Below are 24,187 nucleotides of genomic sequence, written 5' to 3' on the forward strand. Positions count from 1 at the left end.
CGACTCAAGAAGATTGATGTAACCGGCGCGGCTTCTGCCTGGCGCGAGCCGCGCTGTCCGTTGCCAGCTTTCCGCCCGCGCCGGCCGCTTCCTTGCCGATTCCGGACGGATTGACGCCACCCAGCATCAGTTGTTCGGTGGACCAGCGGTAGTAAATGTCCGGATGACGCCCGCCAGTTTTGCGCTTATGTCGAATCGTGCGCGCACGCTTCGGTTTCTGCGCATGAACTTTGGCAGAGGGCTTTGCAGCTATGCCACTGGAGGTTTCCAACGGCACCGCGACGATCGTCGGCTCGAGACCGGGTTGAACCGCTAACACATCGGCGGCACACAGCGCGAGCCCGCATACCGTTAGCGTGAGCCGCCGGACTAACGTGACGACGCGGACGCGTGTGCGCCACTCGTGACACCTTTCGATCTGCCGCCTTGCGCGAGCGTGGGCATAGGGCTCCTGGCGGATCACGATTCCGATCCGTCGGCCGACGTCAATTTGTCTGCTGTCTTGCCGATCCGTTCGATCTGCACGCGCCTCGAACGTGCGTGTGTCAGTCCTAATGCCTTCGCCGCGGCGTAAGAGAGATCGATGATTCGGCCCTTCACGAACGGGCCGCGATCGTTGATGCGCACGACGACCGACTTTTCCGTTCCCAGCGAAGTGACGCGCACGTACGAACCGAACGGTAGCGTGCGATGAGCGGCTGTCATCGACAGACGGTTGTAACGTTCTCCGTTTGCGGTCCGGCGTCCGTGAAACTTTGATGCATACCACGAGGCATCGCCCAATTGCAGCGCACTACCCGTAGATTTGAACGCGGTGTTCAAGGGCTGAGCGAGGTACTCACTTGCTGAAACATCGACGGAAGTGGCGGTCGGCGCGCGCGGCGCCGAATCTGGAATGGTTACGATCGCACTGGATGCATGGTGATCAGGTGGGTTTCGTGTACAAGCGGCACACAAGAAAAAAATGAATAGTATTCCGAAATAACGTATGGACAACACGATCGACCCTCATATCGTCACGAGAAACGGGATCTAACGGTCTCGAATAGTTCGCATTGACGAAGTGCCGGCGTCGCGCCGGATTCTTGACAGATGTTTACCGTTCTCGCGAGGGAAACTGATGAGCGATGGAGGGCAGGCGTCCGGAAACGTCTGCCAGAATCGCTGTCGCTCACTTGCCCATCACGGCTTCGAGCGATTCGCCCATCACGACGATCTCCGTGCGGCGATTGCGTGCGCGGCCTTCGGGCGTGTCGTTTTCCGAAACGGGACGGTCGAACGCGTAGCCCTTCAGCGACACGCGCGAAGCACCGATGCCGCGGCGCTCCAGTTCATCCGCGACCGTCTTTGCTCGTGCTTCCGACAAGTGTTGGTTGTATTCGCGCGTGCCGACGTTATCGGTGTGGCCTTCGACGATCATTGGCTTTTTCGTGCGGTTCAGCACGACGACGACACGTGCGATGGCAGGTTCGGAGTCGGCGCGCAAGCTCGACTCGTTGAAGTTGAACAGGACTTTCTCGGGCAGACGCACCTGCACGCCGTCCTTGACCTGAGTCACTTCGATGCCGGCTTTCCGGTTGAGCGCTTCTTCATTTTGACGATCGAGTCCCGAGCAGGCGGCCAGCAGCGAAAGGGACAAGACGCAGGTGACAAGAGGCAATAGTTTTCTCATGATCGTGGTGTCTTTGCGGAAGTTGGGAACGGACAGGCGCTTTTTGCGGGCGACAGTCGGGTCATCGCGCGACCACTGCGATGCGAAGGCAAGCGCTTCGAACCTCAATTTTTTATCCGAAACGACAAGACTGTGATCAGTTATCCATAGTTTTTTTCGAAAATTGACAACAAGGTGTCGCATGCACGCGCCGGACTGCAAACAAGCGTGAAACTTTCGACCGACGGCGCGTGACGGTCAGCGATCGACATTCGCTGGCGTCGCTCGACAACAGCACTGCCGACGTTCGCGGTGCGTGAAGTGCGGTTTCGAATCTCCGAGCGGAGCGAGAGGCGATCGCGAGACTGAGATCAAGCAAGAAATATCTGTGCGTCGCTGACCAAACAGGCCGCTGCTGCGGGAAAAGTCGCCCACTGAACATCGACTCTGTGACATCAGGTCGCACGCCTAACACCGGATTCCCGGCTGTGTCCTTGATGGAGATCACGATTTCAAAAGCAGCGCGTCCCTAGAATCGCGGAGCACATAAGACCTTGTGCACTTTGCCTTGCAAACCCCACACGTGCATAGCGTGGTTCAACGATTATTGGGCAAATATGTTAGCCAAAAGTACCTTTAGAGGTTGCCTCATACCGGTCAGCATCGGTCTGACCGCGTTTCTCACGGGATGTCAACTCGAAGTGCTTGACCCGAAAGGCAGCGTCGGGGTCGCCGAAAAGTCGCTGATAGCGACGGCGACCTGGACGATGCTGATCGTCGTCATTCCCGTCATTCTGTTGACGTTATTGTTCGCGTGGCGCTATCGGGCGTCGAACCGGAACGCGGCCTACGCGCCGAAGTGGTCGCACTCCACCGCGATCGAAGTGGTCGTGTGGACGATACCCGCGCTGATCATTCTGTTCCTCGGCATCCTCACATGGAGAACCACGCACGAGCTCGATCCGTACAAGCCGCTCGAATCGAACGTCAAGCCGATCGACGTCGAAGTCGTCGCACTCGACTGGAAATGGCTCTTCATCTATCCGGATCTGGGCATCGCGTCGGTGAACCAGCTGGCGATGCCCGTCGGCACACCCGTCAACTTCCACATCACGTCCGACTCCGTGATGAACTCGTTCTTCATCCCGCAACTCGGCACGCAGGTCTACGCGATGGCGGGCATGCAGACGCGCGTGCATCTGATCGCGGACGCGCCGGGCGACTACGCGGGCGTCTCGGCGAATTTCAGCGGCAAGGGCTTCTCGGACATGAAGTTCCGCACGCTCGCCGTGAGCCAGGCCGATTTCAACGGCTGGGTGCAAAAGGTCAAGGCGTCACCGGACCGGCTCGACATGGACCACTACGGCGTGGTCGCGAAGCCGAGCGAGAAGGAGCCGGTGCGCTATTTCTCGTCGGTAGATCCGAAGCTGTTCCACAACGTCATTGCGAAATACAACAGTGGCCATGTCGTCGATTTCCGTGACGCCAACTGCAGCACGAACGCTTCGAAGGAGTAACGCATGTTCGGCAATCTGACTTTAGAGGCGATTCCGTTCGATCAGCCGATCATCATGGGCGCGGGCGCTCTCATGGGGCTGATTGTTCTGGCCGTCGGCGTGTTTCTTACGCGCGCACACAAGTGGCGCTGGCTGTGGACCGAATGGCTCACGAGCGTCGATCACAAGAGAATTGGCGTGATGTACATCGTCGTGGCCGTGCTGATGCTGCTGCGCGGCTTCGCTGACGCCGTGATGATGCGTTTGCAGCTTGCGCTCGCGAGCGGCGGCGCGGCGGGCTATCTGCCGCCGCATCACTACGACCAGATCTTCACCGCGCACGGCGTCATCATGATTTTCTTCATGGCGATGGCGCTGATGGTGGGCCTGTTCAACATCGTCGTGCCGCTGCAGATCGGCGCGCGCGACGTCGCGTTTCCGTTCCTGAACTCGCTGTCGTTCTGGATGACGGCGATCAGCGCGATCCTGATGAACATTTCGCTCGTGATCGGCGAGTTCGCGCAGGTCGGCTGGCTGGCGTATCCGCCGCTGTCCGAATTGCAGTTCAGTCCGGGCGTGGGCGTCGACTATTACATCTGGGCGCTGGAGTTGTCCGGTGTCGGCACGCTGATCACGGCGATCAACTTCTTCGTGACGATCGTCAGGATGCGCGCACCCGGCATGACACTGATGAAGATGCCCGTGTTCACGTGGACAGCGCTCTGCTCGAACGTGCTGATCATGGCGACGTTCCCGATCCTGACGATTGCGCTGGCGCTGCTCGGTCTGGACCGCTACATGGACATGCACTTCTTCACGAACGAGGCAGGCGGCAACGCAATGCTGTATCTGAACCTGATCTGGGCCTGGGGACACCCCGAGGTCTACATTCTGGTTCTGCCCGCGTTCGGCATCTATTCGGAAGTGATCTCGACGTTCGCGAAGAAGCCGCTGTTCGGCTACAAGACGATGGTGTACGCATCGTGCGTGATCATGGTGCTGGCGTTCCTTGTGTGGGCGCACCACTTCTTCACGATGGGTTCGGGCGCTGACGTCAATGCGTTCTTTGGCATCGCTACGATGATCATTGCGATTCCGACGGGCGTGAAGATTTTCAACTGGCTGTTCACGATCTACCGCGGCCGCCTCGAAATCACGGCACCCGTGCTGTGGACCATCGGCTTCATGATCACGTTCACGATCGGCGGCATGACAGGCGTGATGCTGGCGATTCCGGGCGCGGACTTCGTGCTGCACAACAGCCTGTTCCTGATCGCGCACTTCCATAACGCGATCATCGGTGGCGTGGTGTTCGGTTATCTCGCCGGCTTCAGCTACTGGTTCCCGAAGGTGTTCGGCTTCAAGCTGAACGACAAGCTCGGCAAGAGCGCGTTCTGGTGCTGGTTCGTCGGCTTCTACGTGGCGTTCATGCCGCTCTACGTGCTCGGCTTCATGGGTGCGACGCGCCGTCTGAATCACTACGACAACCCGGCATGGCAGCCGTACATGATCGCTGCCGCGATCGGCGTCGCGCTGATCGCGATCGGCGTCGTGTTCCAGGTCACGCAGGTGGTGGTCAGCATCATCAACCGCAACAAGCCGGAATACCGCGATGTGACCGGCGATCCGTGGGGGGCGCGCACGCTCGAATGGTCGATCTCGTCGCCGCCGCCCGCCTATAACTTCGCGACGATTCCCGTCGTCGAACAACTGGATGCGTTCGCTCACATGAAGGAAACGGGCAAGGGTCTCGGCGTGCAGGCGGAGTATCAGGACATCCATATGCCGTCGAACACGGGCGCTGGCTTCTTCATCGGCATGTTCAGCCTCGCGCTCGGTTTCGCCGCCGTGTGGCATATCTGGTGGCTCGCGATCGTGTCGCTGGTGGCGATCGCGGCGACCGTGATCGGCCGCAGCTTCGGCCGCGACGAGGGCTACTACATTCCGGCCGACGTGGTGCGGTCAATCGAAAACAAAGGCCGCGCGCCGCTCCCAAAGCATGCTGAAGCGCCGCTGGCTCTCGCGGAGGTCGAGTGATGCTGCAAAAAGTCTCTGCCGTAACCTTGAACGAGGTCGATGGGCACGGCCATCATGGCGAATCGCATTCGGTGTTCGGCTTCTGGCTGTACCTGATGACCGACTGCGTGCTGTTCGCGTCGTTGTTCGCAGTGTTCGCCGTTATGGCGCACCAGTTCAACGCCGGGCCGACGGGCAAGGATCTGTTCGACATTGCCGGCGTCGCGCTCGAAACGGCTGCGCTGCTGTTGAGCAGCATCACCTACGGCTTCGCGATGGTCGCTGCGCGCCGCGACAATCCGCGCGCCGTGCTGACGTGGCTCGCCGTCACGTTCGTGCTCGGCCTCGTGTTCCTGAAGCTGGAGCTGACCGAGTTCTCGCATCTGATCGCGGAAGGCGCGGGTCCGTCGCGCAGCGCGTTCCTGTCGTCGTTCTTCGCGCTGGTGGGCACGCACGGTCTGCACGTCGCGACGGGGCTGATCTGGATGGCCGTGCTGGCCGTTCAGGTGGCGCGCGCGCCGCAACTGACGCAACGCGAAATCACGCGTCTGACGTGCCTGAGCCTCTTCTGGCACTTCCTCGACGTCGTATGGATCGGCGTGTTTACCTTTGTCTATCTCGGGAGCGTGCTCTAAATGGCTCACTCGAACTTACATGCGCTTAATCCGGAAGCGGGCCACGGCGGTATCGGCAGTTATGTGGTCGGTTTCGTTCTGGCCGTGGTGTTGACGGCTGCCGCGTTCGGCGTCGTGATGCAAGGCTGGCTGCCCGCCAGCTCGGCGCCGCTCGCGCTTGCCGCGCTTGCTGTCGTGCAGATCGTCGTGCATCTGGTGTTTTTTCTGCACATGAGCGTGTCGACGTCGGGCCAGCGCTGGAATACGCTCGCGCTCGCTTACACGGTGCTTGCCGCGATGTTCCTGGTGTTCGGGACGGTATGGGTGATGCACAACGTCAGCATGAACATGATGTCGCGCTAACAGCGTTGACGATGTATCCGGGCATTGCGTCGTGAGGCGTGATGCAGGCGGAAGCGAAGCCGAAGGACAGATGTTCTTCGGCTTTTTTGTTTGCCCGTGCCGATGGTGCCGCTATCGCGCGAACGGGGAAGGGAGGCGGAAGCGACGACGCCGTAATGCCGTATCACGCGGCGCGAGCCCGCGTGCAAGCACAAGCGGAAAGGAAGGCGGACAGGGCGCCGCAAAGCGGGAAGTTCGCTCAGAGCCAGAACGCAAAAAAGCGGCAAGCATCCGATGCTTGCCGCTTCTGTGTACTTCATATATTCGTTGGTAGGCTCGATTGGACTCGAACCAACGACCCCCACCATGTCAAGGTGGTGCTCTAACCAGCTGAGCTACGAGCCTAGCGAAGGCGCGAATTATAGAGACACACTTTCGATCGCGCAAGCCCTCGGTGTAATTTTGTGCCGGTGGGCGTGTTCGCACGAATACTGGGCCGATGAACGACGCGCGGGCGCAGCGCCGTTCCAGTTTCGGATGCTCCCCAGAACGGCGCGAGACGTCTACGATTGACAATGACGCGTATCGGAGGCGAGCCGGTTCATGAAAGGATTTCGTCCGCATTTTCGGCACTTCGTTCGCGACCACACGCATACCGTGTGGCGCGATCTGGCATGGACGTCATTGCCATTCGTGCTGCTGTTCGCAGTGGTCGTCTGGCTCGTCGTATGGCTCGTCGATCCGGCGCCGCCGCGTTCGATCACGATCAGCGCCGGCCCGCACGACAGCTCGTTCATGCAGATCGCGCAGGAGTATCGGAAGATACTCGCGCGCAACGGCGTGACGCTCAATGTCTTGGCATCGGACGGCTCGGTGCAGAACCTCGACCGGCTGCTCGATCCGAAACAGAAGGTCGACATCGCGCTCGTGCAGGGCGGCGTGTCCGGCGGACGGGATACGACGTCGCTGATGTCGCTCGGAAGCGTTACGTACGTGCCGATCATCGTGTTCTATCGTGGCCGGGGCTTGACGCAGCTGTCGGATCTGGAAGGCAAGCGCATCGCGATCGGCCGCGAGGGCAGTGGGACGCGGATGCTGTCGCTGAACCTGCTGGAATCGAACGGCGTCTACGCGGGCGGCGAAACGACGCTGCTGCCGCTCGATGGACTCGATGCGGCGAAGGCGCTCGTCTCGAACCAGGTCGACGCGGCGCTGTTGAGCGGCGACTCGGCCACGCGCGTGCTGATGTTGCGGCTGCTCGGCATTCCCGGCATTTCCGTGATGGACTTCGGCGAGGCGAGCGCCTACACGAGAATCTTCCCCTATCTCGACGAACTCGACCTGCCGCCTGGCGTGCTCGATCTGCGCCGGCGTATTCCGCCGGAGACGGTGCATCTGATCAGCCCGACCGTCGAGCTCGTCGCGCGCGACAACCTTCATCCGGCGATCTCCGATCTGTTGATCGAAGCGGCACAGGAAGTGCATGGGATGGCGGGCCTGTTGCAGAAGGCGGGGCAGTTTCCGAATCCGACGGTGCGCGAGTTCCGCATCAGCGAGGACGCGACGCGCTACTACAAGTCAGGGAAGAGCTTCCTGTACCGGACGCTGCCGTTCTGGCTCGCGACTGTGGTCGACCGCCTGCTGGTGCTGCTGCTGCCGATCGCCGTGCTGCTGTTCCCCGCGTTGCGTCTGATTCCGGCGCTTTTCACCTGGCGCGTGCGTTCGCGCATCTATCGCTACTACGGCTCGCTGATCGCAATCGAGCGCGAGGCGATGCGCGATTCGTCCGCCGAGGAGCGCAGCAAGCTGCTGATGGAGCTCGATCAGATCGACGCTTCGTTGAACACGTTACGCATGCCGCTCGCCTACGCCGACGGCTTCTACGTGCTGCGCGAGCATGTGCGGTTCGTGCGGCAGCGGTTGGAGGGCGTTCCAGAGCGGGTGCGTGCGCATCCGTAGCGGCGGGTGCCGAGTGCTTGCTCCGACGTGAAAAGTCGTGGTGCGTCAAGCAGATGCGTTTGGAGTCCGGGCGTTGTCCACAGGGTTATCAAGAAAATCTGTGGGTAACTCAGGCGCGAGCAAAAGGCTTGCTGATCCGGTCCGAACGAGCCTGTGGTTCAGACAAGGAATTCGATTGCATTGAGTCAGATGCAATGGAATCCGAAACAGATCCGATGCGACTTCGCGCAACTTTATCCCCCTGCACAACACGCTTTCCTCGCGCAAAAAAGCCTGTCTTGATGCGATCTTGACAGGCTTTTTCACGCATCGGGCGCGGGTCCATTCGCAGACGCAGACGTTCCCACGACGCAATGCATAACGACGACTCAATCGGAACGATCGACAGGGAGCGGCGAAGTCGCGTACCGTTCCATCCATTCAAGCCGTGCGACGTTTTACGGACGGCCGTACATCGCATTCCAGTCGGCAGCCGAAACTCCCGGGCGGCCCGATTGCGATACCCCGTTCGCAACACTGCCGTATCCGCTTGCCGCGCCGTTTTGCGCGTTCACGCGTGCCTGTGCAGCGAGCAGTTCATCTGGGTAATGCGCTTCCGAGCCTGCGCCCGGACGATAGCCGGCCTTCTCCAGTTGAACCAGTTCCGCGCGGACCTGGGCGCGGGTGACTGGCTGGTTCGCCTCAGCGAACGACATGGCGGGAACAGCGAGAACAACGGCGACGGCAACAGCGACAGCCGTGATCAGCGACTTCATGACAACCTCCAACTTTGCTATGACTTTGCGAACAGCCCTGTTCGCAATCAGTGTGAGAGGAAGTGTAGGTAAGTAAACGCTTAAGATTAAGGCTGTCCGCAGGAAGTGATTCTTCCGAAAACAAGGGTTAACACCTAGAGGTACGCTGCAACAAGGCTCAGCGGGCTCAGCGCTGCTCCAGCTTCAGCTTTTTCCCATAGCCGGTCAGTTCGAGGTATCCACGCCCGGCCGGCTGACCATCACGGCTGACGGTGACGGCGCCTTCCCAATACAGTGCACCCGTCGATTCGCGCGAATCGAGTTCCTGATCGTCGAGCAACGGCGTCAGTTGCCAGCGCGTGTCACCTGTCCGCACGACGGTTGCAACGGGATACAGCGTATTCGTACGCGGCGAGCGCCATTGGCGGACGGGCGTGAAGTCGACGGCGCCGGGACCGTAGTGTATGACGCGCCCATCGGCGGTACGCAGCGCGGCATGCGCCCAGACCGCGTGTCCGTCGACGCCGCGCACCTTGAACGCCATCAGCGCCGCGCCGTCCGACAGATTCGCGCCGAGCCAGTCCCAGCCTGCCGCGTCCGCGGCGAGCAGCGCGCTCGACCATTCGTGATCGAGCCACGCGCTTCCCGTCACGGGCGTCGGCTTCGATGCCGCCGCGCCGCTGTCACCGCTGGCCGCAGGACGCATGACACTGCCCGTCACGCGCAGTTGCGGCTCGCTGTAGTAGTAGCTTGCCTGCTCCGGCAGTGGCCCTTTGCGCGAATAGCCGTTCGCGCCCTGAACGAGCGGCGCCTGCGTCGGCGTGAAGGTGAGATGCAGCGCAAAGCCGGCGGCGTCGGCCGTGACTTCGTAGTGACCGTCCGGCGCGCGGACCATGCGCCATGTATCGAGCCGCACGTCGGTGTTATCCGGCTTCGCATAGGCGAGGCCGAACCCTTGGCGCGCGATCTTCTGATCGTGCACAAGCCGGCCGAACGCCGGATCGCTCAGCGCGGCATGGGCGATGATCAGCTGCGTCGGCGCGAAGGCGCTCGGGTCGCTCGCGGGATGGCCCGTCGCCGAGCGGAAGAACGTGATCTGAAAGCCGAGCGGCTGATGATCGGGCGTTTCGAGCCAGCCCATCGCGTACCACCATTCGGTGCGATACGCGGAATGCGCGCCCGTGTCCTGCGGCAACACGACGGGCTTGTCGGGCGTCACGATCGCGAATGGGGAACCGGCGGGCGGCGCTGCCGCAAGCGCAGCCGACCACGCGCACAACACGCAAGCGAACGCCGACGACAGAAGAAGCACGCCACGCATCACCAGTCCTCCCTGACGGCGCGCACGGCATCGACGGACACGGCCCGCCGGCCGGCCGCCACCGCCGTCGTGCACGACGACGCGAGCATCACGATGGCCAGCACCGACAGCAACGTCCACGGCACATGCAGCGACATGCTCCAGTGAAACGACTGCGGATTGACGACGAACACGAGTACCAGACTGATCGCGAAACCGAGCGCGCAGCCCATCGCGATGCCGAGCGCCGTGAGCAACCCGCCTTCCGTCGCGAGCAGCGCGAGAATCTGTCCGCGCGTCACGCCGACGTGGCGCAGCATGCCGAACTCGCGCGAGCGCGAGAGCGTCTGCGCGGAAAAGGTCGCCCCGACGCCGAACAGCCCGATCACAATGGCGACGGTTTCCAGCAGATAGGTGACGGCGAAGCTGCGGTCGAAGATCGTCAACGTGCGCGCGCGGATGTCGCCGGGTTGCGCGAAGTCGAGCGCGCTTGCGAACGGCAGCGCGCGCAAAGCGGCGATCGCCTGCGTGGCGCTTACGCCGCGATCGAGCGTGAGGGCGGCATCGGTGGCGCCTGTGTCGCCCGTCAGCCGCCGATAGTCGGCGAGACGGATTTCTAGTGCGCCCGTCTGCCGCACGTAATCGCGCCAGATGCCCGCGACGACGAACACCGAGCCGCGCGTGCCAGTTGCGCTTGATGTGCCGAATGTTCCGATCGGCAGCGTCAACCGCTGACCGACGTGATAGCCATATAGATCGACCATCGCTTCGGACGCCCAGACAGGCGTTTCGCCCTCTCTCAACGCCGACGGCGAAAGTGTCTCCCCCGTGATCTGCAGATTCGCGCTCGGCTCGGCGGCGTCGATTTCGCGCGCGAGCAGCGCCACCGCCGGCCGCGACGGATCGAGCGTCAGTTGCGACGTGCGCGCGAACGCCGCGTGTCTGATGCCGCGCGTCGCGGCGATCATCGCCTGCTGCTGCGGGTTCAATCCGCCCGTATCGCCGTTCGGCGCGACGCGCACGTAGACGTCCGCGGAAAGCAGATGCGCGAGCCATTCCTCGACCGACACGCGAAAGCTCGACACCATGATCGCCATCGCGACGATCAGCGTGAAGCTCGACAGCACGCCGCCCATGGCAATCGACGCCTGCCCCGGCGCGTTCGCGAGCCGCGCGAGCGCGAGTGCAGTCACGGGTGCGCGCTGTCGTCCGTTGTACGCGCGGCTGAGCGCGCGGAACAGCAGCGACGTCACGCGCGGCATCAACGCAATGCCGCCGATCAGCAGCAGCGCGACGGAGAAATAGCCCGCGATGGGCATGTCGAAAACGGGCGGCGCTTGTGTCAGGGCCACGCCGAGCGCGAGGCAGCAGAGCGCCGGCCACGGCGTCGAGAGCTTGCCGAGAGCGGCTTCTTCGCCGCCCGCCTTTAGCGCGGGCGCAGGATGCGCGCGCGCCGCCTCCAGCGCGGGCACGAGACTGCCGAGCAGCGCGACGCCGACGCCGAGCGCAAGAAATATCGCGCTGGCGATGGGTTCGAAGCCGACGCTCGGCTGCACGCCTGGAAAATAGCCGCCGCCCAGATCGCTGCCGAAAAAGCGCAGCACGGCATAGGCGAGCGCGAAGCCGAGCGCGATGCCGCCGATTGCTCCGAACGTACCGAGCAATGCGCCTTCGAGCAGAATCTGCCGCAGCAACTGCGCGCGCGTGATGCCGAGCACGCGCAGCATCGCGAACTGCGCGCGCCGGCGCACGACGCCGAGCGCCTGAGTCGAGAACACGAGAAACGCACCCGTGAAAAGCGCGACGAGCGCGAGCACGTTCATGTTGATCCGGTAGGCGCGCGAGAGCCGGTCGGTGCGGCTTTCGACATCGCGCGTCGCCGTGACCACAAAGCGGCCGCCGAGCCGCTCTTGCAACGCTTGCCGGAAACGTTCGCGATCGACGCCGCGCTCCAGTTGCAGATCGACGCGCGACAGCTTGCCGAGCCGTCCGAAGCGCCACTGCGCGGCCGCGATATCCATCACGCCGATGCGCTGCCCCGGCCGCGCACGGACGATGCCGCCCGCGACGCGCAAGCGCACATCAGATGTGCCGCTGCGCAGCGTCACCGTGTCGCCGATACGCACGCCGAGCCACTGCTGCGCTGCGGGCGAGAGGAAGATCGCGTCGTCGGCGAGCGAGTCGAATGAATGATCGCTGTCCGTTACGCCCGTCAGATCCGGCGCGATGCGGCTTGCGCGAAATACGTCGATGCCGAGCACCTTCAGCGGCGCGGTGCGGCTCGGCACCGTCACTTCGAGTTCGAGCACGGGGCTCGCAAGCGTGACGCCTGCCTGTGCCGCAAGCTGCGGATACGCGCGTTCGTCGAACGTGGGCTGCGAGCCGCGCACCTGCAGGTCCGCTTCGCCCGACAGGCTGCGCGCCGCCGCCGAAAACTCGTTGAACGCGGCGCTGTTGATCAACTGCACCGCGTAGCCGAGTGCGACGCCCAGCGCGATCGTCGCAATCGCGATCAGCGAGCGGCCTTTGTGGCTGCGCCATTCGGCGGCGAGCAGCCAGCGCGTGAGCGTACGCACGCCATAGGACTTGCCCCGCGAGTTGCCCGCGAATACAGAGTCATTCATCGGAAGGGCGCAGCGCATGCGACGAGCGGACGTGCGTTGCGTGCAGCTTGCCGTCGCTCAAAACGAGAACGCGGTCCGCGAAGGCCGCGGCCGCCTCCGAATGCGTGACCATCATCGCCGCCGCGCCGTTCGCTTTTGTTTCCTCGCGCAGCAGCGCCAGCACTTCGTGCGCGGTGTCGGGGTCGAGATTGCCCGTCGGCTCGTCGGCGAGGATCAGCGTGGGCCGGTGCACCAGCGCACGCGCGATCGCGACGCGCTGCAGTTCGCCGCCCGAAAGCTGGCGCGGCAGGTCGTCGCCGCGTCCTTCGAGTCCGACGGCCGCGAGCATTTCGTTTGCGCGCGCCGTCGCGATGCCGTTCAGCAGCAGCGGCAACGCGACGTTTTGCGCGAGCGTCAGATGCGGCAGCACATGAAACGCCTGAAACACGAAGCCGAGCTTCTGACGGCGCAGGCGTGTGGCCGCGTCGTCGTCGAGCGTGGAGATGGGCGTGCCGTCGATCAGCACGTCGCCGCTATCCGCGCGATCGAGGCCCGCGATCACATTCAGCAAGGTCGACTTGCCGACGCCCGAATCACCCATGATCGCGACGAACTCGCCCGCGCCGAGCGCGAAATCGAGGCGCTCGAGCACGACGCGCTTTACGTCGTATGCCTTGCTCAGTGCACGGCATTCGAGCGCGGGCAGGACAGGGCTGTCGGAAGGCTGCATGCAATTCCTTGCTTTCGGGTCTGCGGCGGCTTTTGCTTTGGCCTTTTTAGCATGCCGCTGAGATCCGCGCATGCTGTTAGCCGCGCGGAGGACACGAGCAACCGATCGACGACACCTGCCACGCAACGCAAGACGCTCATCGAGACCACGGCGCAAAAATATCCGCGCCCAGCGAAGAGCAACGGTCGATCAATCGCGCCAGCATGCCGCGCGATGTCATGAGATGCGTAGTCAGGGAAAGCCGTGCAGCCGTATCGCCATCCGCGCTGACCCAGACACGCTCGCCGCGCTGCAGGCGGAACGTATCGCCGATCTGCAACCAGTGGTCATACGGTGACGCCGCGCGCGTCAGCCACACGCGCGCGCCTTGCACCAAAAGCTCGGTGTTCGCCTCGACGCGCCATGACATCGTCGCGCCGGGTTGTACTTCGAAGTGGACGACGACTCTCGGTAATCGCTCTTCCTGCAAGTGCGATAAGCAGAGCGAATCGTCATCGGTGAACTGCTGGCAAACCTTGTCCATCATGCACTCCGTCAAATGAGCCAGAGGACGGAAGGCACCAGTCAAACAAAAGGCCCCTTCCGTTTACCGGCGGGGCCTTGGGATCGTCAAGCTGACTGCTGCTGCGGATATCTAACGCACGCACGCTCCCATAGGCCCGCCGCGATGGCGTTCCATTGGGTTTTTATTAATCGCGTAAGCGATGGTGGTGAGCGTCAGCATGCATTCGAGTTTGTCGTGACGCCGATGCGTTGTCAACCAGTTTTCTCGCGCGCGTTGCATCATCATGAAATGGGCCTCGAACTCGAAACGAATACACGCCGCACGCGCAGATAGAGCAGTGCGCAGCCTGTGATGACGAGCGGCCATAACAGATACCAGCCCGTCGCGCAACACAAGCCCGCCACCGCAACGAGCGCGACGCGCGCACAACGATGCGCCCAGCTGCCGCGCGGCAACAGCCGCAAAGCCGCCGCCGTGCCAAGCGCATACACGGTGACGAACGAACCTGTCGTGAGCAGCACGAGCGGCTTCGGACCGACACCCGCGATGACCACAGCGACGAGCGCGAACGTGGCAAGCGCTGCGATCACGAACAGGCTGCGGCGCGGCACATCGCCGGCTCGGCTGCCTTGCGCGAGCCACTCGGGCAGCGCGCCGTCGCGACCCAGTGCAGCGCCGAGTTTTGCGGCACCCGCGAAATAGGCATTCATCGTGCCGAGCGTGAGCAGCAGCGCGGCGACTGCGGCCAGTATCTGTACCTTGCCGCCGAGTCCCCGCGCGAGCAATTCGGCAAGCGGCGCGCCCGATGCGCCCGCGTTCGGTCCGAGCACCATCACGCTCGCTGTCGCGACGCCCATATACAGCACGCCGACCACGACGACGGCGATACCCGCCGCCATCGGCAGATCGTGCGCGGGACGGCGAAACTCCGCGGCGAGATGCGTGATGGCCTCCCAGCCCGCGAAGCTCCAGACCAGCAGCGCCGCCGCCGGAAAAACCGCGAGCCAGCCATGCGGCGCAAACGGATGCAGGTTGGCCGCTTGCGCATGTGGCGCCGACGCGATCACGGCCGCGAGCAGCAGCGCGACGAGCAACGCTGCGAGCACAAGCTGCAGCCTTCCCGATACCGTGAGCCCGAGCGCGTTGGCGAGCGTCACTGTCAGCATCAAAGCGGCGGCTGTGCCGATCACGGCCCATTCGCCGCCTCCGAACGCCGACGCGACATACGCGCCGCCGAACATCGCCGCGGCCGGCGCGCCCGCGGGCACTGCAAAGTAAAAGCACCAGCCGACGATAGCCGCGATGCGCGGCCCGAACGCGTTGCGCACATACGTCGATACGCCTCCTGCGTCCGGATAGCGTGCGCCGAGCGCGGCAAACGTGGCCGCGAGCGGCACCGACAGCACGACGAGCGCGAGCCACGCAACGAGTGACGCGGGGCCCGCCGCCTCGGCCGCGAGCGCGGGCAGCGCGATCACGCCCGTGCCGAGCACCGCGCCCACATAGAGCGCGGCGCCCTGCATCACGCTCAGACTTCCGGCGCGTGTCGATGCGCTCATGCGTGAACCCCAGCCGGCTCGTTCACGCAGCGCGATTGCATCGGCGGCATGCCGTGACGGCCGTGACGATCGGCGCGGTCCGCGCGCATCGTGCGCCATTCCGTGACCTCACGAGGACGCACGAGCAGATCGGCAAGCGCCTCGTGATACGCACGCCGATACGGCCGGTGAATCTGCTCGTCGCTAGCGTCTTCGCGGCTTTCCCACGTTTCGTAGAGCATCAGACGGCAGGGCGAATCGGGGTCTCGATGCAGCACGGCTTCATGAAAATCCGGCTCGTCGCGCATCGCGTCGAGCACGCCGTTCAGCAGCGTCAAAAAGCGTTCGAGTTTGTCGGACCGCACCTGGAAACGGACCACATACGTAACGTGCATACTACGTATCCTCATTGAATCATCAGCGATGAAATACCTTTATACTCTTCAATAGCTGACAAACGATGTCATGAATTAGGAAGGGCGTGAAAATTGGCGACGAGCCGTCTCGTATCGATGCTGTTGATGCTGCAGGTCAAGGGCCGCGTGACCGCGCAGGCGCTTGCCGACGAGTTCGACGTGTCGATCCGCACCGTCTATCGCGACATCGACCAGTTGAGCGCGGCGGGCGTGCCCGTGTATGCGGATCGCGGGCCGGGCGGCGGCTTCGCGCTGCTCGACGGCTATCGCGCGAAGCTGACGGGCATCACGAAGGCCGAAGCCGAAACGCTGTCGATTGCCGGTCTGGCGGGCGCGGCATCCGACCTCGGCCTGTCAGAGCAGCTGAGGGCCGCGCAGCTCAAGCTCGTCACCGCGCTGCCCGATGCCGCGCCCGACACTTCGCGCATCGGTTCGCGCCTGCATATCGATCCCGTCGGCTGGTATCAGCGGCCATCGCCGACGCCGTGGCTCACGATGCTCGCGGGCGCCGTGTGGGAACAGAAACGCATCTCGATGCAGTACCGCACGTGGAACGGCCGCGACGAAAACGAAGGCGTGCGCGTGCGCGACCCGCTCGGGCTCGTGCTGAAGGGCGGCGAATGGTATCTGGTCGCGCGCGTGCGCACGCAGTTGCGCACGTATCGCGTGTCGAGCATTACGCAGTTGACGGTGCATGACGAAACGTTCGAACGTCCGGACGGTTTTGACTTGCGCGACGAATGGACGTCGGCTGTCGCGGCGTTCGAGAAAGGCCTGCTCAAGCACACGGCGCGCTTGCGCCTGTCGCCGGAAGGCATGACGCGTCTGCATCGGCTCGGCGCGGCGGCTGTCGAGCAGGCGCAGATCATGCCGCCTTCGGAGCAGGACGGATGGCAGGAAGTGATGCTGCCCGTCGAACAGTTCGGCTACGCGGCCGAGCAATTGCTCGGCTTCGCGGGCCAAGTCGAAGTGCTCGATCCGCCGGAATTGCGCGAGCGTCTGCGCAAGCTCGGAGAGCAGATCGCGACCCTCAACGCGGGCTGACTGCGAGGACCCGAAGGCACTCAAGGGCACTTCAATGGCACCTCGGCGGCACAACGCACAGCGGCGCTCGCATAGCGGCGCTCGCACGGTGGCGCGCGTGCATGCAAGGCACAAACGCGCACAAACGCGCGCGCAAAACGCAAGCATCAAACCCGATGCGGCCCGACGATCCCCAGCTTCGCAATCCGCCGATACAGCGTCGCGCGCGACATGCCCAGCGCTTCGGCCGTCGCATTCGGCCGCCAATGATGTCGCGTGAGCGCATCGACGATGCGCGCGCGCTCGTCGTCGAGCGAGGCGAGCGCGGGACGCGGCGCTGCTTCGTCGGGCGCGATCAGCGCCGCCACATCCGGCGACACATGCCGAAGTTCGACGCGCGTCGAATCGCACACCGCGCACGCATAGCGCAGCACGTTGCGCAACTGGCGGATGTTGCCCGGCCACGAGAAGCGCGCGAGGCGCCCTGCGAGGCGCGCGTCCAGTGTCAGCACATGTCCCGCGCTTTGCGCTTCCTCGTCGAAGACCGCGTGCACGACATCGAGAATATCGGTGCGCTCTCGCAGCGGCGGCATATGAAGTGTCGCGCCGCTCAGCCGGTAATACAGGTCTTCGCGGAACGTGCCTTCGTCGACCATGCGCGCCAGATCGCGATGCGTCGCGCAGATCACGTCGATGTCGACGCGCACGGGCGCATCGCCGCCCAGCGGCAGCACTTCGCCTTCGGCGAGCACGCGTAACAGGCGCGTCTGCAGATTGAGCGGCATGTCGCCGATTTCATCGAGGAACAGCGTGCCGCCGTGCGCCTGCGCGATCTTGCCTCGCGCGCCCCGGCTGCGCGCGCCCGTGAACGCGCCGGGCGCGTAGCCGAACAGTTCGCTCTCGATCAGCGAATCGGGAATGGCGCCGCAATTCACGGCGACGAACGGCTTCGCGCGCCGCGCGCCCGACGCATGCAGCGCCTGCGCGAACACTTCCTTGCCGACGCCCGTTTCGCCGAGAATCAGGATCGGCAGATGCTTGCCGGCGATCCGCAACGCGACTTCCGCATTGCGCGCGATGCGTGAATCGCGGCTGTGCAGGAAGCGGCTGATGGCGTCGAGACTCGTGCCCGCAGGTGCATCGGATGATGATGCGTTGAAGGCGCTCGCTGAAGAAGCGACAGGCGCGACACGCAAAGAACGCTTCAACGGCGCGCGAATGCGCGCATAGAGCAACGCGCCCGTCGCGCGCAGACGAAGCGGCACGATGGTATCCGTGCGCGCCACGTCATGCAGATGCACGGCAGACGTATCGAAGATCTCGTCGACATGACGCGGCCCGCTCAGCCCCGCGACGCACTCCTGCGCCTTGCGGTTCGACGCGGCGATGTTGCCGCATTCGTCGAACGCGATCAGCACTTCGGGTTGCGCCTCGACGAAGTTGCGGCTCTGGTGTCCGAAGATCACCCAATGCTGCGCCGTCTGATTGAGGAAGTAGCCGTCTTCGATCAGCGTCGCGCTTTGCCGCACGAGCTGAAAAACGAGCCGCTGGCTGTCGCGGTTGTCGGGCGACTGCACGGCCGACGCATCGAGCACGCCGATCAGTTCGCCCGACGGCGAGAAGATCGGCGATGCGCTGCACGTGAGCGTCGTGAAGGCTGCGCGGAAGTGATCGGTCTTGTGCACGGTGATGGGCGCGAGATCCGTCAGCACGTTGGCGACACCGCACGTGCCTTCTTCGCGCTCCGACCAGCACGAGCCGATATAGAGGCCCGCATGCTTGAAATCGCCGCGCCGGTCGCGGTCGATCCGATAGTCGATCGTGACGCCGTGCGCGTCGGTCAGCATCACGCAGTAGTCGGCCACGCGGATCATGTCGTGCAGGCGCGTGAGGCACTGGCCCGACGCGCGCAAGAACGCTTCTTCCTTGCCTTGCACTTCGCGCAGCTCGACGGGCGTCAGCACGCGCGGCCCGATCACCGAGCCCGGATCGAGCCGGTATTGCTCATACGAACGCTGCCACGACGACACGAGGCGCGACGAATTGGCGGGCGCGGGCAGGCGTCCTTCAATCGCACCGCGCACGCGGTCGATGTGCTGCGTTTGAGAGACGTAAGGCATGGTCGGCTCCCGGCGAGCGGCACGCGCTCTGGATGGTCCCGTTGATGACGGTCGATCATGCTGATCGGACCTTCTTGTAGCACATCCCGCCCGCGCGATCACATTGCATCGCAACACGCGAGACGCCTGAGACTAACGTCTCACCTGTGCGTGCGACAGTCGTGAGACGCGCATCGTTCGATGGCGCAACGCATGCGCAGTCCATCGCAATGACGTGCGCATCCCGCGAGGTGCGATGTGCGTCATGTGCACTGCGTCATGCGACGGTCCTCTCGCTTGCACCTGCGTGTTGTCGACAGCCTGAAACCCTCGTCGCACAAGGCTTTCGGGACTTCGAGCGAACACTTCGGGAGATTGGCATACGTGTTGCAGTAGTGCCCGTCAAACGAAGCGGCCTCTGCGCACGACACGCGAGCCGCTATCGACAGGCACAACAAGGAGACAAGCCAGTGGCATCACCCATCACTGTCGGCGTGATTGCGAACCCTGCGTCGGGCCGCGACATTCGCCGCCTCACGACCCATGCGTCCGTGTTCCCGACAGCCGAGAAGGCCAACATGGTCGTGCGTCTGCTCGCGGGACTCGGCGCGCTGGGCGTCGATCGCGTGCTCACGTTGCGCGATCGCACGGGTGTCGCTTCGCTGCTGCTGCGCGCGCTCGATACGCATGCGGCGACGGGTTCAGCCGAGCGCTGGCCCGAAGTCGAGTTCGTCGATCTGCCCATCACCGATTCCGTCGCCGATACGCATGCGGGGACGGCGCACATGGTGCGCGAAGGCGTCGAGCTGATCGCCGTGCTGGGCGGCGACGGCACGCATCGCGCGGTGGCCGCGCATTGCGGCGGCGTGCCGCTGCTGACGCTTTCGACGGGCACCAACAACGCATTTCCCGACATGCGCGAAGCGACGGTCGCGGGACTTGCGGGCGCGCTAGTCGCATCGGGCGTCGTGCCGCCCGATGTCGCGCTGATGCGCAACAAGCGGCTCGTCGTGCGCTGCGTTGCGGGTCCGAACCGGGGACGCGAAGAGATTGCGCTCGTCGACGTGTGCGTGAGCCGTCAGCGTTTCGTCGGCGCGCGGGCCGTGTCCGAGCCGTCGGATATCGAGTCGCTTTTTCTCACGTTTGCTTCGCCCGACGGCATCGGCCTGTCGTCGATCGGCGGCGCGTGGGCGCCCGTCGAACGCACGGCGCCGCACGGCTTGCACCTGACGTTTGCGCAGCCCGACGAGCACGGCGCAACGAACGGCGACGGCGTACCCATCTTCGCGCCGATCGCGCCGGGCCGCATCGATCAGGTGACGATGCGCAGCTGCGAGCGTTTCGAGGTCGGCGACTGGCTGCCAGTCGATGCGTGCCGCGGCACGCTTGCATTCGACGGCGAGCGCGAAATTGAAATCGAACGCGACGACCGCTATGAAATCTCGCTCGACTGGAGCGGCCCGTTGACGGTCGACGTGAGCCGCACGCTGCGCTTCGCGGCGTCGCGCCAGTTGATGCGCGAGATGGCGGGCGCATCGACGCAAGCGATTGCACGAGCGCATGCACAAATGCAGTCACAAGCGCAGATAGAAGCGCATGCACAAGCGCAATCACAAGCGCAATCACAAGCGCGCGTGCACGCGAAATAAAGGGAGTTCATTCAAATCAAGCGGGGCCCACCCCGCGACCGTTGCAGTCACGATCGACATCATCAAGGAGACACACCATGTCTGTTTCGAGTCAGTTGAGCAGGGAGAAACTGCTGGAAGCGTATCGGTCGATGCGCACCATTCGCGAGTTCGAAGAGCGCCTGCACGTCGAGTTCGCGACGGGCGACATACCCGGCTTCGTGCACCTGTACGCGGGCGAGGAGGCGTCGGCCGTGGGCACGATGCTGCATCTGAACGACCGCGACTATGTGGCGACGACGCACCGCGGCCACGGTCACTGCATTGCGAAGGGCGTCGACGTGCACGGGATGATGGCGGAGATCTACGGCAGGCAGACGGGTGTGTGCAAAGGCAAGGGCGGCTCGATGCATATCGCGGATCTGTCGAAGGGGATGCTGGGCGCGAACGGCATCGTCGGCGCGGGTGGGCCGCTCGTGTGCGGCGCGGCGCTCGCGGCGAAGCTGAAGAAGACGGGCGGCGTGGGCGTGTGCTTCTTCGGCGACGGCGCGTCGAACCAGGGCGTGATCTTCGAATCGATGAACCTCGCAAGCGTGTGGCGTTTGCCCGCGATCTTCGTCGCGGAGAACAACGGCTATGCAGAGGCGACATCGTCGACATGGTCGGTATCGTCGGACAACATCGCGGACCGCGCGAGCGGCTTCGGCATGCCGGGCGTGATCGTCGACGGCTTCGATTTCTTCGCGGTGCATGAAGCACTAGGCGAAGCGATCGAACGCGCGCGTGGCGGCGGTGGGCCGACGCTCATCGAAGTGAAGCTGTCGCGCTACTTCGGCCACTTCGAAGGCGATGCGCAGACCTATCGCGCGCCGGGCGAGGTGCAGAAGCTGCGCGACGAAAAGGATTGCCTGAAGCGTTTCGAAGAGCGCGTCGTGCGCGCGGAGATGTTGAACGCCGACGATCTGCGCAAGATCGACGCGGACGTGAAAGCGCTGATCGACGATTCCGTCGCGAAGGCGAAAGCTGCGCCGCTGCCGACAGAAGCCGATCTGCTGACCGACGTGTATGTGTCGTATCCGTAATTGAACGCGATGACTTTCAGGCAAACAAGGAGACAGACATGGCACGCAAGATCACGTTTTCTCAGGCGATCAACGAAGCACTGAGTCAGGAGATGGCGCGCGACGAGAGCGTCATCGTGATGGGCGAAGACAACGCGGGCGGCGCGGGCGCGCCTGGCGAACAGGACGCATGGGGCGGCGTGCTCGGCGTCACGAAAGGGCTTTTTCACAAGTATCCGGGCCGCGTGCTCGACACGCCGATCTCGGAAGGTGGCTTCATCGGCGCGGCCGTGGGCGCGGCGGCAGCGGGCATGCGTCCCGTCGCCGAGCTGATGTTCATCGACTTCATGGGCGTGTGCTTCGATCAGATCTTCAATCAGGCCGCGAAATTCCGCTACATGTTCGGCGGCAATGCCGTCACGCCCGTCGTGATCCGCACGATGCAGGGCGCGGGTTTGCGCGCGGCCGCGCAGCATTCGCAGATGCTGACCTCGCTGTTCACGCATGTGCCGGGGCTCAAGGTCGTATGCCCGTCGACGCCTTATGACGCGAAGGGATTGATGATCCAGGCGATCCGCGACAACGATCCCGTCATCTTCTGCGAGCACAAGCTGCTGTATGGCCGCGAAGGCGACGTGCCCGAAGAGCTGTATTCGATTCCGTTCGGCGAAGCGAACGTCGTGCGCGAAGGCGACGACGCGACCATCGTCACGTATGGACGCATGGTGCATTACGCAACGGATGCCGCCGACAAGCTCGCGAAAGACGGCATCAAGGCCGAGGTGATCGATCTGCGCACGACGTCGCCGCTCGACGAAGACACGATTCTGGAGAGCGCGGAACGCACGGGCCGCGTCGTCGTGGTGGACGAAGCGAATCCGCGTTGCTCGGTTGCGACCGACATCGCCGCGCTCGTCGCGCAGAAGGCGTTTCGTTCGCTGAAGGCGCCCATCGAGCTCGTGACGGCACCGCATACGCCCACGCCGTTTTCGGGCGTGCTCGAAGATCTCTACATCCCGTCGGCGGACAAGATCGCCGCCGCCGTCAAGCAGACGCAGCATTGACGCGGCATCAACATGCACCAAGCGAGGAACTGAGCAATGTCGATTCACATGATCACGATGCCCAAGTGGGGCCTGTCGATGGAGCAGGGGCAGGTCAACGGCTGGCTGAAATCGCAAGGCGACAAGGTGGCGAAGGGCGACGAAGTACTCGACGTGGAGAGCGACAAGATCGCGTCGGGTGTCGAGTGCGCATTCGACGGCACGTTGCGCCGGCAGATCGCGCAGGAAGGCGACACGCTGCCCGTCGGTGCGCTGCTGGGCGTGGTGTCCGATGCCGACGATCCGGACGCCGACATCGATGCAGCCGTCGAAGCATTTCAACGCGACTTCGTGCCGCTCGCCGCCGATTCGGCGGATGCCGGCCCGCAGCCCGAGAAAGTGCAGATCGGCGGACGCACGGTGCGTTACCTGAAGATCGGCGACGGCGGCACGCCCGCCGTGCTGATCCACGGCTTTGGCGGCGATCTGAACAACTGGCTCTTCAATCACGCCGACCTTGCCGCGCATCGCACGGTGTATGCGCTCGATATGCCGGGGCATGGCGAATCGACGAAAGCCGTCGAGTCGGGCAGCGCGGACGAACTCGCCGACAGCGTGATCGCGTTTCTCGACGATCGCGGCATCGAGCGGGCGCATCTCGTCGGGCACTCGATGGGCAGTCTCGTCGCGATGACGGTGGCGGACAGGGCGCCGCAGCGCGTGGCGTCGCTCGCGCTGATCTCGGGCGCGGGTCTCGGCGACGAGATCAATCGCGAGTACATCGACGGATTCGTCGCGGGCAACAGCCGCAATACGCTGAAGCCGCATCTGACGAAGCTCTTCGCCGATGGCTCGCTCGTCACGCGGCAACTCATCGAGGACATCGTGAAGTACAAGCGGCTCGAAGGCGTGAGCGAGACGTTGCAGAAGATCGCGACGTCGTCGTTCAACGACGGCGTGCAGCAACGCAACTATCGCGATCGCATCGACAGTCTCGCGCCGCGCACGCTCGTGATCTGGGGCGAACTGGACCAGATCATTCCGGCCAGCCACGCGCAGGGATTGCCCGGCGATATCGGCGTGCATGTGCTGCAAGGCAAGGGGCACATGGTGCAGATGGAGTCGGCATCCGAAGTGAACCGGTTGCTCAATGACTTCTTCGGGGCTTGATGATGCGTGGTGAAGGTTGCCTGAGCGGGTTTCTGTCGGGCAATAGTGGTAGTTGAAATTGGCCGCATTTTGCGGCCAATTTTCAGGCTATTTCAAAAATGGAGTGGGTAATGCGGCTCACGAGGCATGTGGATTGAAGGCCGAGAAATCGAGCTTGCCTGCAATCAGGAACAGCACGGTTCGCATGGTTTTGAAGCTAGCGTATCCGCGCGCCTTGCGCTTGGCAGCTTGAAACAGGCCGTTGATGGCTTCAATGAAG

General features: G+C 63.7%; 21 protein-coding genes, 1 tRNA gene and 1 pseudogene. 10 read left to right on the forward strand and 13 right to left on the reverse strand.

Annotated features, from left to right (window positions below):
* Positions 1-4 precede the first annotated feature (4 nt).
* From AB4Y32_RS16805 to AB4Y32_RS16815, 3 genes are all read right to left on the reverse strand, one after another.
* Positions 5-463 carry a hypothetical protein gene (locus tag AB4Y32_RS16805; protein ID WP_368722405.1) on the reverse strand — a complete coding sequence of 153 codons (459 nt, stop codon included), beginning with the start codon at positions 461-463 and terminating at the stop codon, positions 5-7.
* Positions 460-999, reverse strand: coding sequence for a septal ring lytic transglycosylase RlpA family protein (locus AB4Y32_RS16810; protein ID WP_368722406.1), 540 nt, complete (start codon positions 997-999; stop codon positions 460-462). Before AB4Y32_RS16810 ends, AB4Y32_RS16805 begins: the two co-directional genes overlap by 4 nt.
* A gap of 172 nt (positions 1,000-1,171) precedes the next feature.
* Complete coding sequence (locus AB4Y32_RS16815; RefSeq protein WP_368722407.1) at positions 1,172-1,672, reverse strand: OmpA family protein; 501 nt, start codon at positions 1,670-1,672, stop codon at positions 1,172-1,174.
* Between the two features lie 596 nt (positions 1,673-2,268).
* Between AB4Y32_RS16815 and cyoA the strand changes: the two genes are divergently transcribed.
* The 4 genes from cyoA to cyoD are packed head-to-tail and all read left to right on the forward strand — an operon-like array spanning position 2,269 to position 6,140.
* Positions 2,269-3,168 (forward strand): ubiquinol oxidase subunit II, encoded by a 900-nt coding sequence (gene cyoA, locus AB4Y32_RS16820; protein WP_368722408.1) that lies wholly within the window; start codon positions 2,269-2,271, stop codon positions 3,166-3,168.
* 3 nt (positions 3,169-3,171) lie between these two features.
* Entirely contained in the window at positions 3,172-5,184 is a 2,013-nt protein-coding gene (cyoB, locus tag AB4Y32_RS16825; protein WP_368722409.1) for a cytochrome o ubiquinol oxidase subunit I, read from the forward strand.
* Positions 5,184-5,798, forward strand: coding sequence for a cytochrome o ubiquinol oxidase subunit III (gene cyoC / locus AB4Y32_RS16830; protein WP_368722410.1), 615 nt, complete (start codon positions 5,184-5,186; stop codon positions 5,796-5,798). The genes cyoB and cyoC overlap by 1 nt, the downstream gene beginning before the upstream one ends.
* A complete protein-coding gene (gene cyoD, locus AB4Y32_RS16835) occupies positions 5,799-6,140 on the forward strand; it encodes a cytochrome o ubiquinol oxidase subunit IV (protein WP_368722411.1) in 342 nt (113 codons plus the stop codon).
* Positions 6,141-6,447: 307 nt separating this feature from the next.
* On the opposite strand, the gene AB4Y32_RS16840 is transcribed toward cyoD, so the two are convergent.
* A tRNA-Val gene (locus tag AB4Y32_RS16840) sits at positions 6,448-6,524 on the reverse strand.
* A gap of 198 nt (positions 6,525-6,722) precedes the next feature.
* Here AB4Y32_RS16840 and AB4Y32_RS16845 point away from each other — a divergent pair.
* Positions 6,723-8,078, forward strand: a complete 1,356-nt coding sequence (locus AB4Y32_RS16845) for a TAXI family TRAP transporter solute-binding subunit (RefSeq protein ID WP_368722412.1) — start codon at positions 6,723-6,725, stop codon at positions 8,076-8,078.
* Positions 8,079-8,515: 437 nt separating this feature from the next.
* Here AB4Y32_RS16845 and AB4Y32_RS16850 read toward each other — a convergent pair whose 3' ends face one another.
* The 7 genes from AB4Y32_RS16850 to AB4Y32_RS16880 form a co-directional block, all read right to left on the reverse strand.
* A complete protein-coding gene (locus AB4Y32_RS16850) occupies positions 8,516-8,833 on the reverse strand; it encodes a DUF4148 domain-containing protein (protein ID WP_368722413.1) in 318 nt (105 codons plus the stop codon).
* Between the two features lie 166 nt (positions 8,834-8,999).
* Entirely contained in the window at positions 9,000-10,133 is a 1,134-nt protein-coding gene (locus AB4Y32_RS16855; RefSeq protein ID WP_368722414.1) for a lipocalin-like domain-containing protein, read from the reverse strand.
* The gene (locus AB4Y32_RS16860; protein ID WP_368722415.1) at positions 10,133-12,736 is read right to left on the reverse strand and encodes an FtsX-like permease family protein; all 2,604 of its coding nucleotides are present in this window, start codon (positions 12,734-12,736) and stop codon (positions 10,133-10,135) included. The genes AB4Y32_RS16855 and AB4Y32_RS16860 overlap by 1 nt, the downstream gene beginning before the upstream one ends.
* A complete protein-coding gene (locus AB4Y32_RS16865) occupies positions 12,729-13,445 on the reverse strand; it encodes an ABC transporter ATP-binding protein (RefSeq protein WP_368722416.1) in 717 nt (238 codons plus the stop codon). The genes AB4Y32_RS16860 and AB4Y32_RS16865 overlap by 8 nt, the downstream gene beginning before the upstream one ends.
* 136 nt (positions 13,446-13,581) lie before the next feature.
* On the reverse strand, positions 13,582-13,968 hold the full coding sequence (locus tag AB4Y32_RS16870; protein WP_368722435.1) for a DUF2917 domain-containing protein: 387 nt from the start codon (positions 13,966-13,968) through the stop codon (positions 13,582-13,584).
* 263 nt (positions 13,969-14,231) lie between these two features.
* Positions 14,232-15,509: an APC family permease gene (locus AB4Y32_RS16875; RefSeq protein WP_368722417.1), complete on the reverse strand. Its 1,278-nt coding sequence runs from the start codon at positions 15,507-15,509 to the stop codon at positions 14,232-14,234.
* Positions 15,506-15,883 carry a putative quinol monooxygenase gene (locus AB4Y32_RS16880; RefSeq protein WP_368722418.1) on the reverse strand — a complete coding sequence of 126 codons (378 nt, stop codon included), beginning with the start codon at positions 15,881-15,883 and terminating at the stop codon, positions 15,506-15,508. The genes AB4Y32_RS16875 and AB4Y32_RS16880 overlap by 4 nt, the downstream gene beginning before the upstream one ends.
* Positions 15,884-15,976: 93 nt before the next feature.
* Between AB4Y32_RS16880 and AB4Y32_RS16885 the strand changes: the two genes are divergently transcribed.
* The gene (locus AB4Y32_RS16885) at positions 15,977-16,948 is read left to right on the forward strand and encodes a helix-turn-helix transcriptional regulator (RefSeq protein ID WP_368722419.1); all 972 of its coding nucleotides are present in this window, start codon (positions 15,977-15,979) and stop codon (positions 16,946-16,948) included.
* A 146-nt stretch (positions 16,949-17,094) separates the two neighbouring features.
* Here the strand turns inward: AB4Y32_RS16885 and AB4Y32_RS16890 are convergent, their stop codons facing one another.
* Positions 17,095-19,047, reverse strand: a complete 1,953-nt coding sequence (locus tag AB4Y32_RS16890) for a sigma-54-dependent Fis family transcriptional regulator (protein WP_368722420.1) — start codon at positions 19,045-19,047, stop codon at positions 17,095-17,097.
* Between the two features lie 449 nt (positions 19,048-19,496).
* Here AB4Y32_RS16890 and AB4Y32_RS16895 point away from each other — a divergent pair, with 449 nt between their 5' ends.
* From AB4Y32_RS16895 to AB4Y32_RS16910, 4 genes are all read left to right on the forward strand, one after another.
* Positions 19,497-20,675, forward strand: a complete 1,179-nt coding sequence (locus AB4Y32_RS16895) for an ATP-NAD kinase family protein (protein WP_368722421.1) — start codon at positions 19,497-19,499, stop codon at positions 20,673-20,675.
* 77 nt (positions 20,676-20,752) lie between these two features.
* Positions 20,753-21,736, forward strand: coding sequence for a thiamine pyrophosphate-dependent dehydrogenase E1 component subunit alpha (locus AB4Y32_RS16900; RefSeq protein ID WP_368722422.1), 984 nt, complete (start codon positions 20,753-20,755; stop codon positions 21,734-21,736).
* Positions 21,737-21,774: 38 nt separating this feature from the next.
* Entirely contained in the window at positions 21,775-22,779 is a 1,005-nt protein-coding gene (locus tag AB4Y32_RS16905; protein WP_368722423.1) for an alpha-ketoacid dehydrogenase subunit beta, read from the forward strand.
* 36 nt (positions 22,780-22,815) lie between these two features.
* Positions 22,816-23,928, forward strand: a complete 1,113-nt coding sequence (locus AB4Y32_RS16910; RefSeq protein ID WP_368722424.1) for an acetoin dehydrogenase dihydrolipoyllysine-residue acetyltransferase subunit — start codon at positions 22,816-22,818, stop codon at positions 23,926-23,928.
* 117 nt (positions 23,929-24,045) lie between these two features.
* Here AB4Y32_RS16910 and AB4Y32_RS16915 read toward each other — a convergent pair.
* Positions 24,046-24,187 (reverse strand): annotated as a pseudogene (locus tag AB4Y32_RS16915) (ISL3 family transposase); the annotation flags it as partial.

Source organism: Paraburkholderia phymatum, assembly GCF_040965635.1.
GTDB lineage: Bacteria > Pseudomonadota > Gammaproteobacteria > Burkholderiales > Burkholderiaceae > Paraburkholderia > Paraburkholderia phymatum_B.

Excerpts from the sequence above, each read along its gene's own strand:
- AB4Y32_RS16815 (WP_368722407.1), bottom strand. The coding sequence starts at position 1,672 with ATGAGAAAACTATTGCCTCTTGTCACCTGCGTCTTGTCCCTTTCGCTG.
- cyoA (WP_368722408.1), top strand. The coding sequence starts at position 2,269 with ATGTTAGCCAAAAGTACCTTTAGAGGTTGCCTCATACCGGTCAGCATC.
- cyoB (WP_368722409.1), top strand. The coding sequence starts at position 3,172 with ATGTTCGGCAATCTGACTTTAGAGGCGATTCCGTTCGATCAGCCGATC.
- cyoC (WP_368722410.1), top strand. The coding sequence starts at position 5,184 with ATGCTGCAAAAAGTCTCTGCCGTAACCTTGAACGAGGTCGATGGGCAC.
- cyoD (WP_368722411.1), top strand. The coding sequence starts at position 5,799 with ATGGCTCACTCGAACTTACATGCGCTTAATCCGGAAGCGGGCCACGGC.
- AB4Y32_RS16845 (WP_368722412.1), top strand. The coding sequence starts at position 6,723 with ATGAAAGGATTTCGTCCGCATTTTCGGCACTTCGTTCGCGACCACACG.
- AB4Y32_RS16850 (WP_368722413.1), bottom strand. The coding sequence starts at position 8,833 with ATGAAGTCGCTGATCACGGCTGTCGCTGTTGCCGTCGCCGTTGTTCTC.
- AB4Y32_RS16855 (WP_368722414.1), bottom strand. The coding sequence starts at position 10,133 with ATGCGTGGCGTGCTTCTTCTGTCGTCGGCGTTCGCTTGCGTGTTGTGC.
- AB4Y32_RS16860 (WP_368722415.1), bottom strand. The coding sequence starts at position 12,736 with ATGAATGACTCTGTATTCGCGGGCAACTCGCGGGGCAAGTCCTATGGC.
- AB4Y32_RS16865 (WP_368722416.1), bottom strand. The coding sequence starts at position 13,445 with ATGCAGCCTTCCGACAGCCCTGTCCTGCCCGCGCTCGAATGCCGTGCA.
- AB4Y32_RS16870 (WP_368722435.1), bottom strand. The coding sequence starts at position 13,968 with ATGGACAAGGTTTGCCAGCAGTTCACCGATGACGATTCGCTCTGCTTA.
- AB4Y32_RS16875 (WP_368722417.1), bottom strand. The coding sequence starts at position 15,509 with ATGAGCGCATCGACACGCGCCGGAAGTCTGAGCGTGATGCAGGGCGCC.
- AB4Y32_RS16880 (WP_368722418.1), bottom strand. The coding sequence starts at position 15,883 with ATGCACGTTACGTATGTGGTCCGTTTCCAGGTGCGGTCCGACAAACTC.
- AB4Y32_RS16890 (WP_368722420.1), bottom strand. The coding sequence starts at position 19,047 with ATGCCTTACGTCTCTCAAACGCAGCACATCGACCGCGTGCGCGGTGCG.
- AB4Y32_RS16900 (WP_368722422.1), top strand. The coding sequence starts at position 20,753 with ATGTCTGTTTCGAGTCAGTTGAGCAGGGAGAAACTGCTGGAAGCGTAT.
- AB4Y32_RS16905 (WP_368722423.1), top strand. The coding sequence starts at position 21,775 with ATGGCACGCAAGATCACGTTTTCTCAGGCGATCAACGAAGCACTGAGT.
- AB4Y32_RS16910 (WP_368722424.1), top strand. The coding sequence starts at position 22,816 with ATGTCGATTCACATGATCACGATGCCCAAGTGGGGCCTGTCGATGGAG.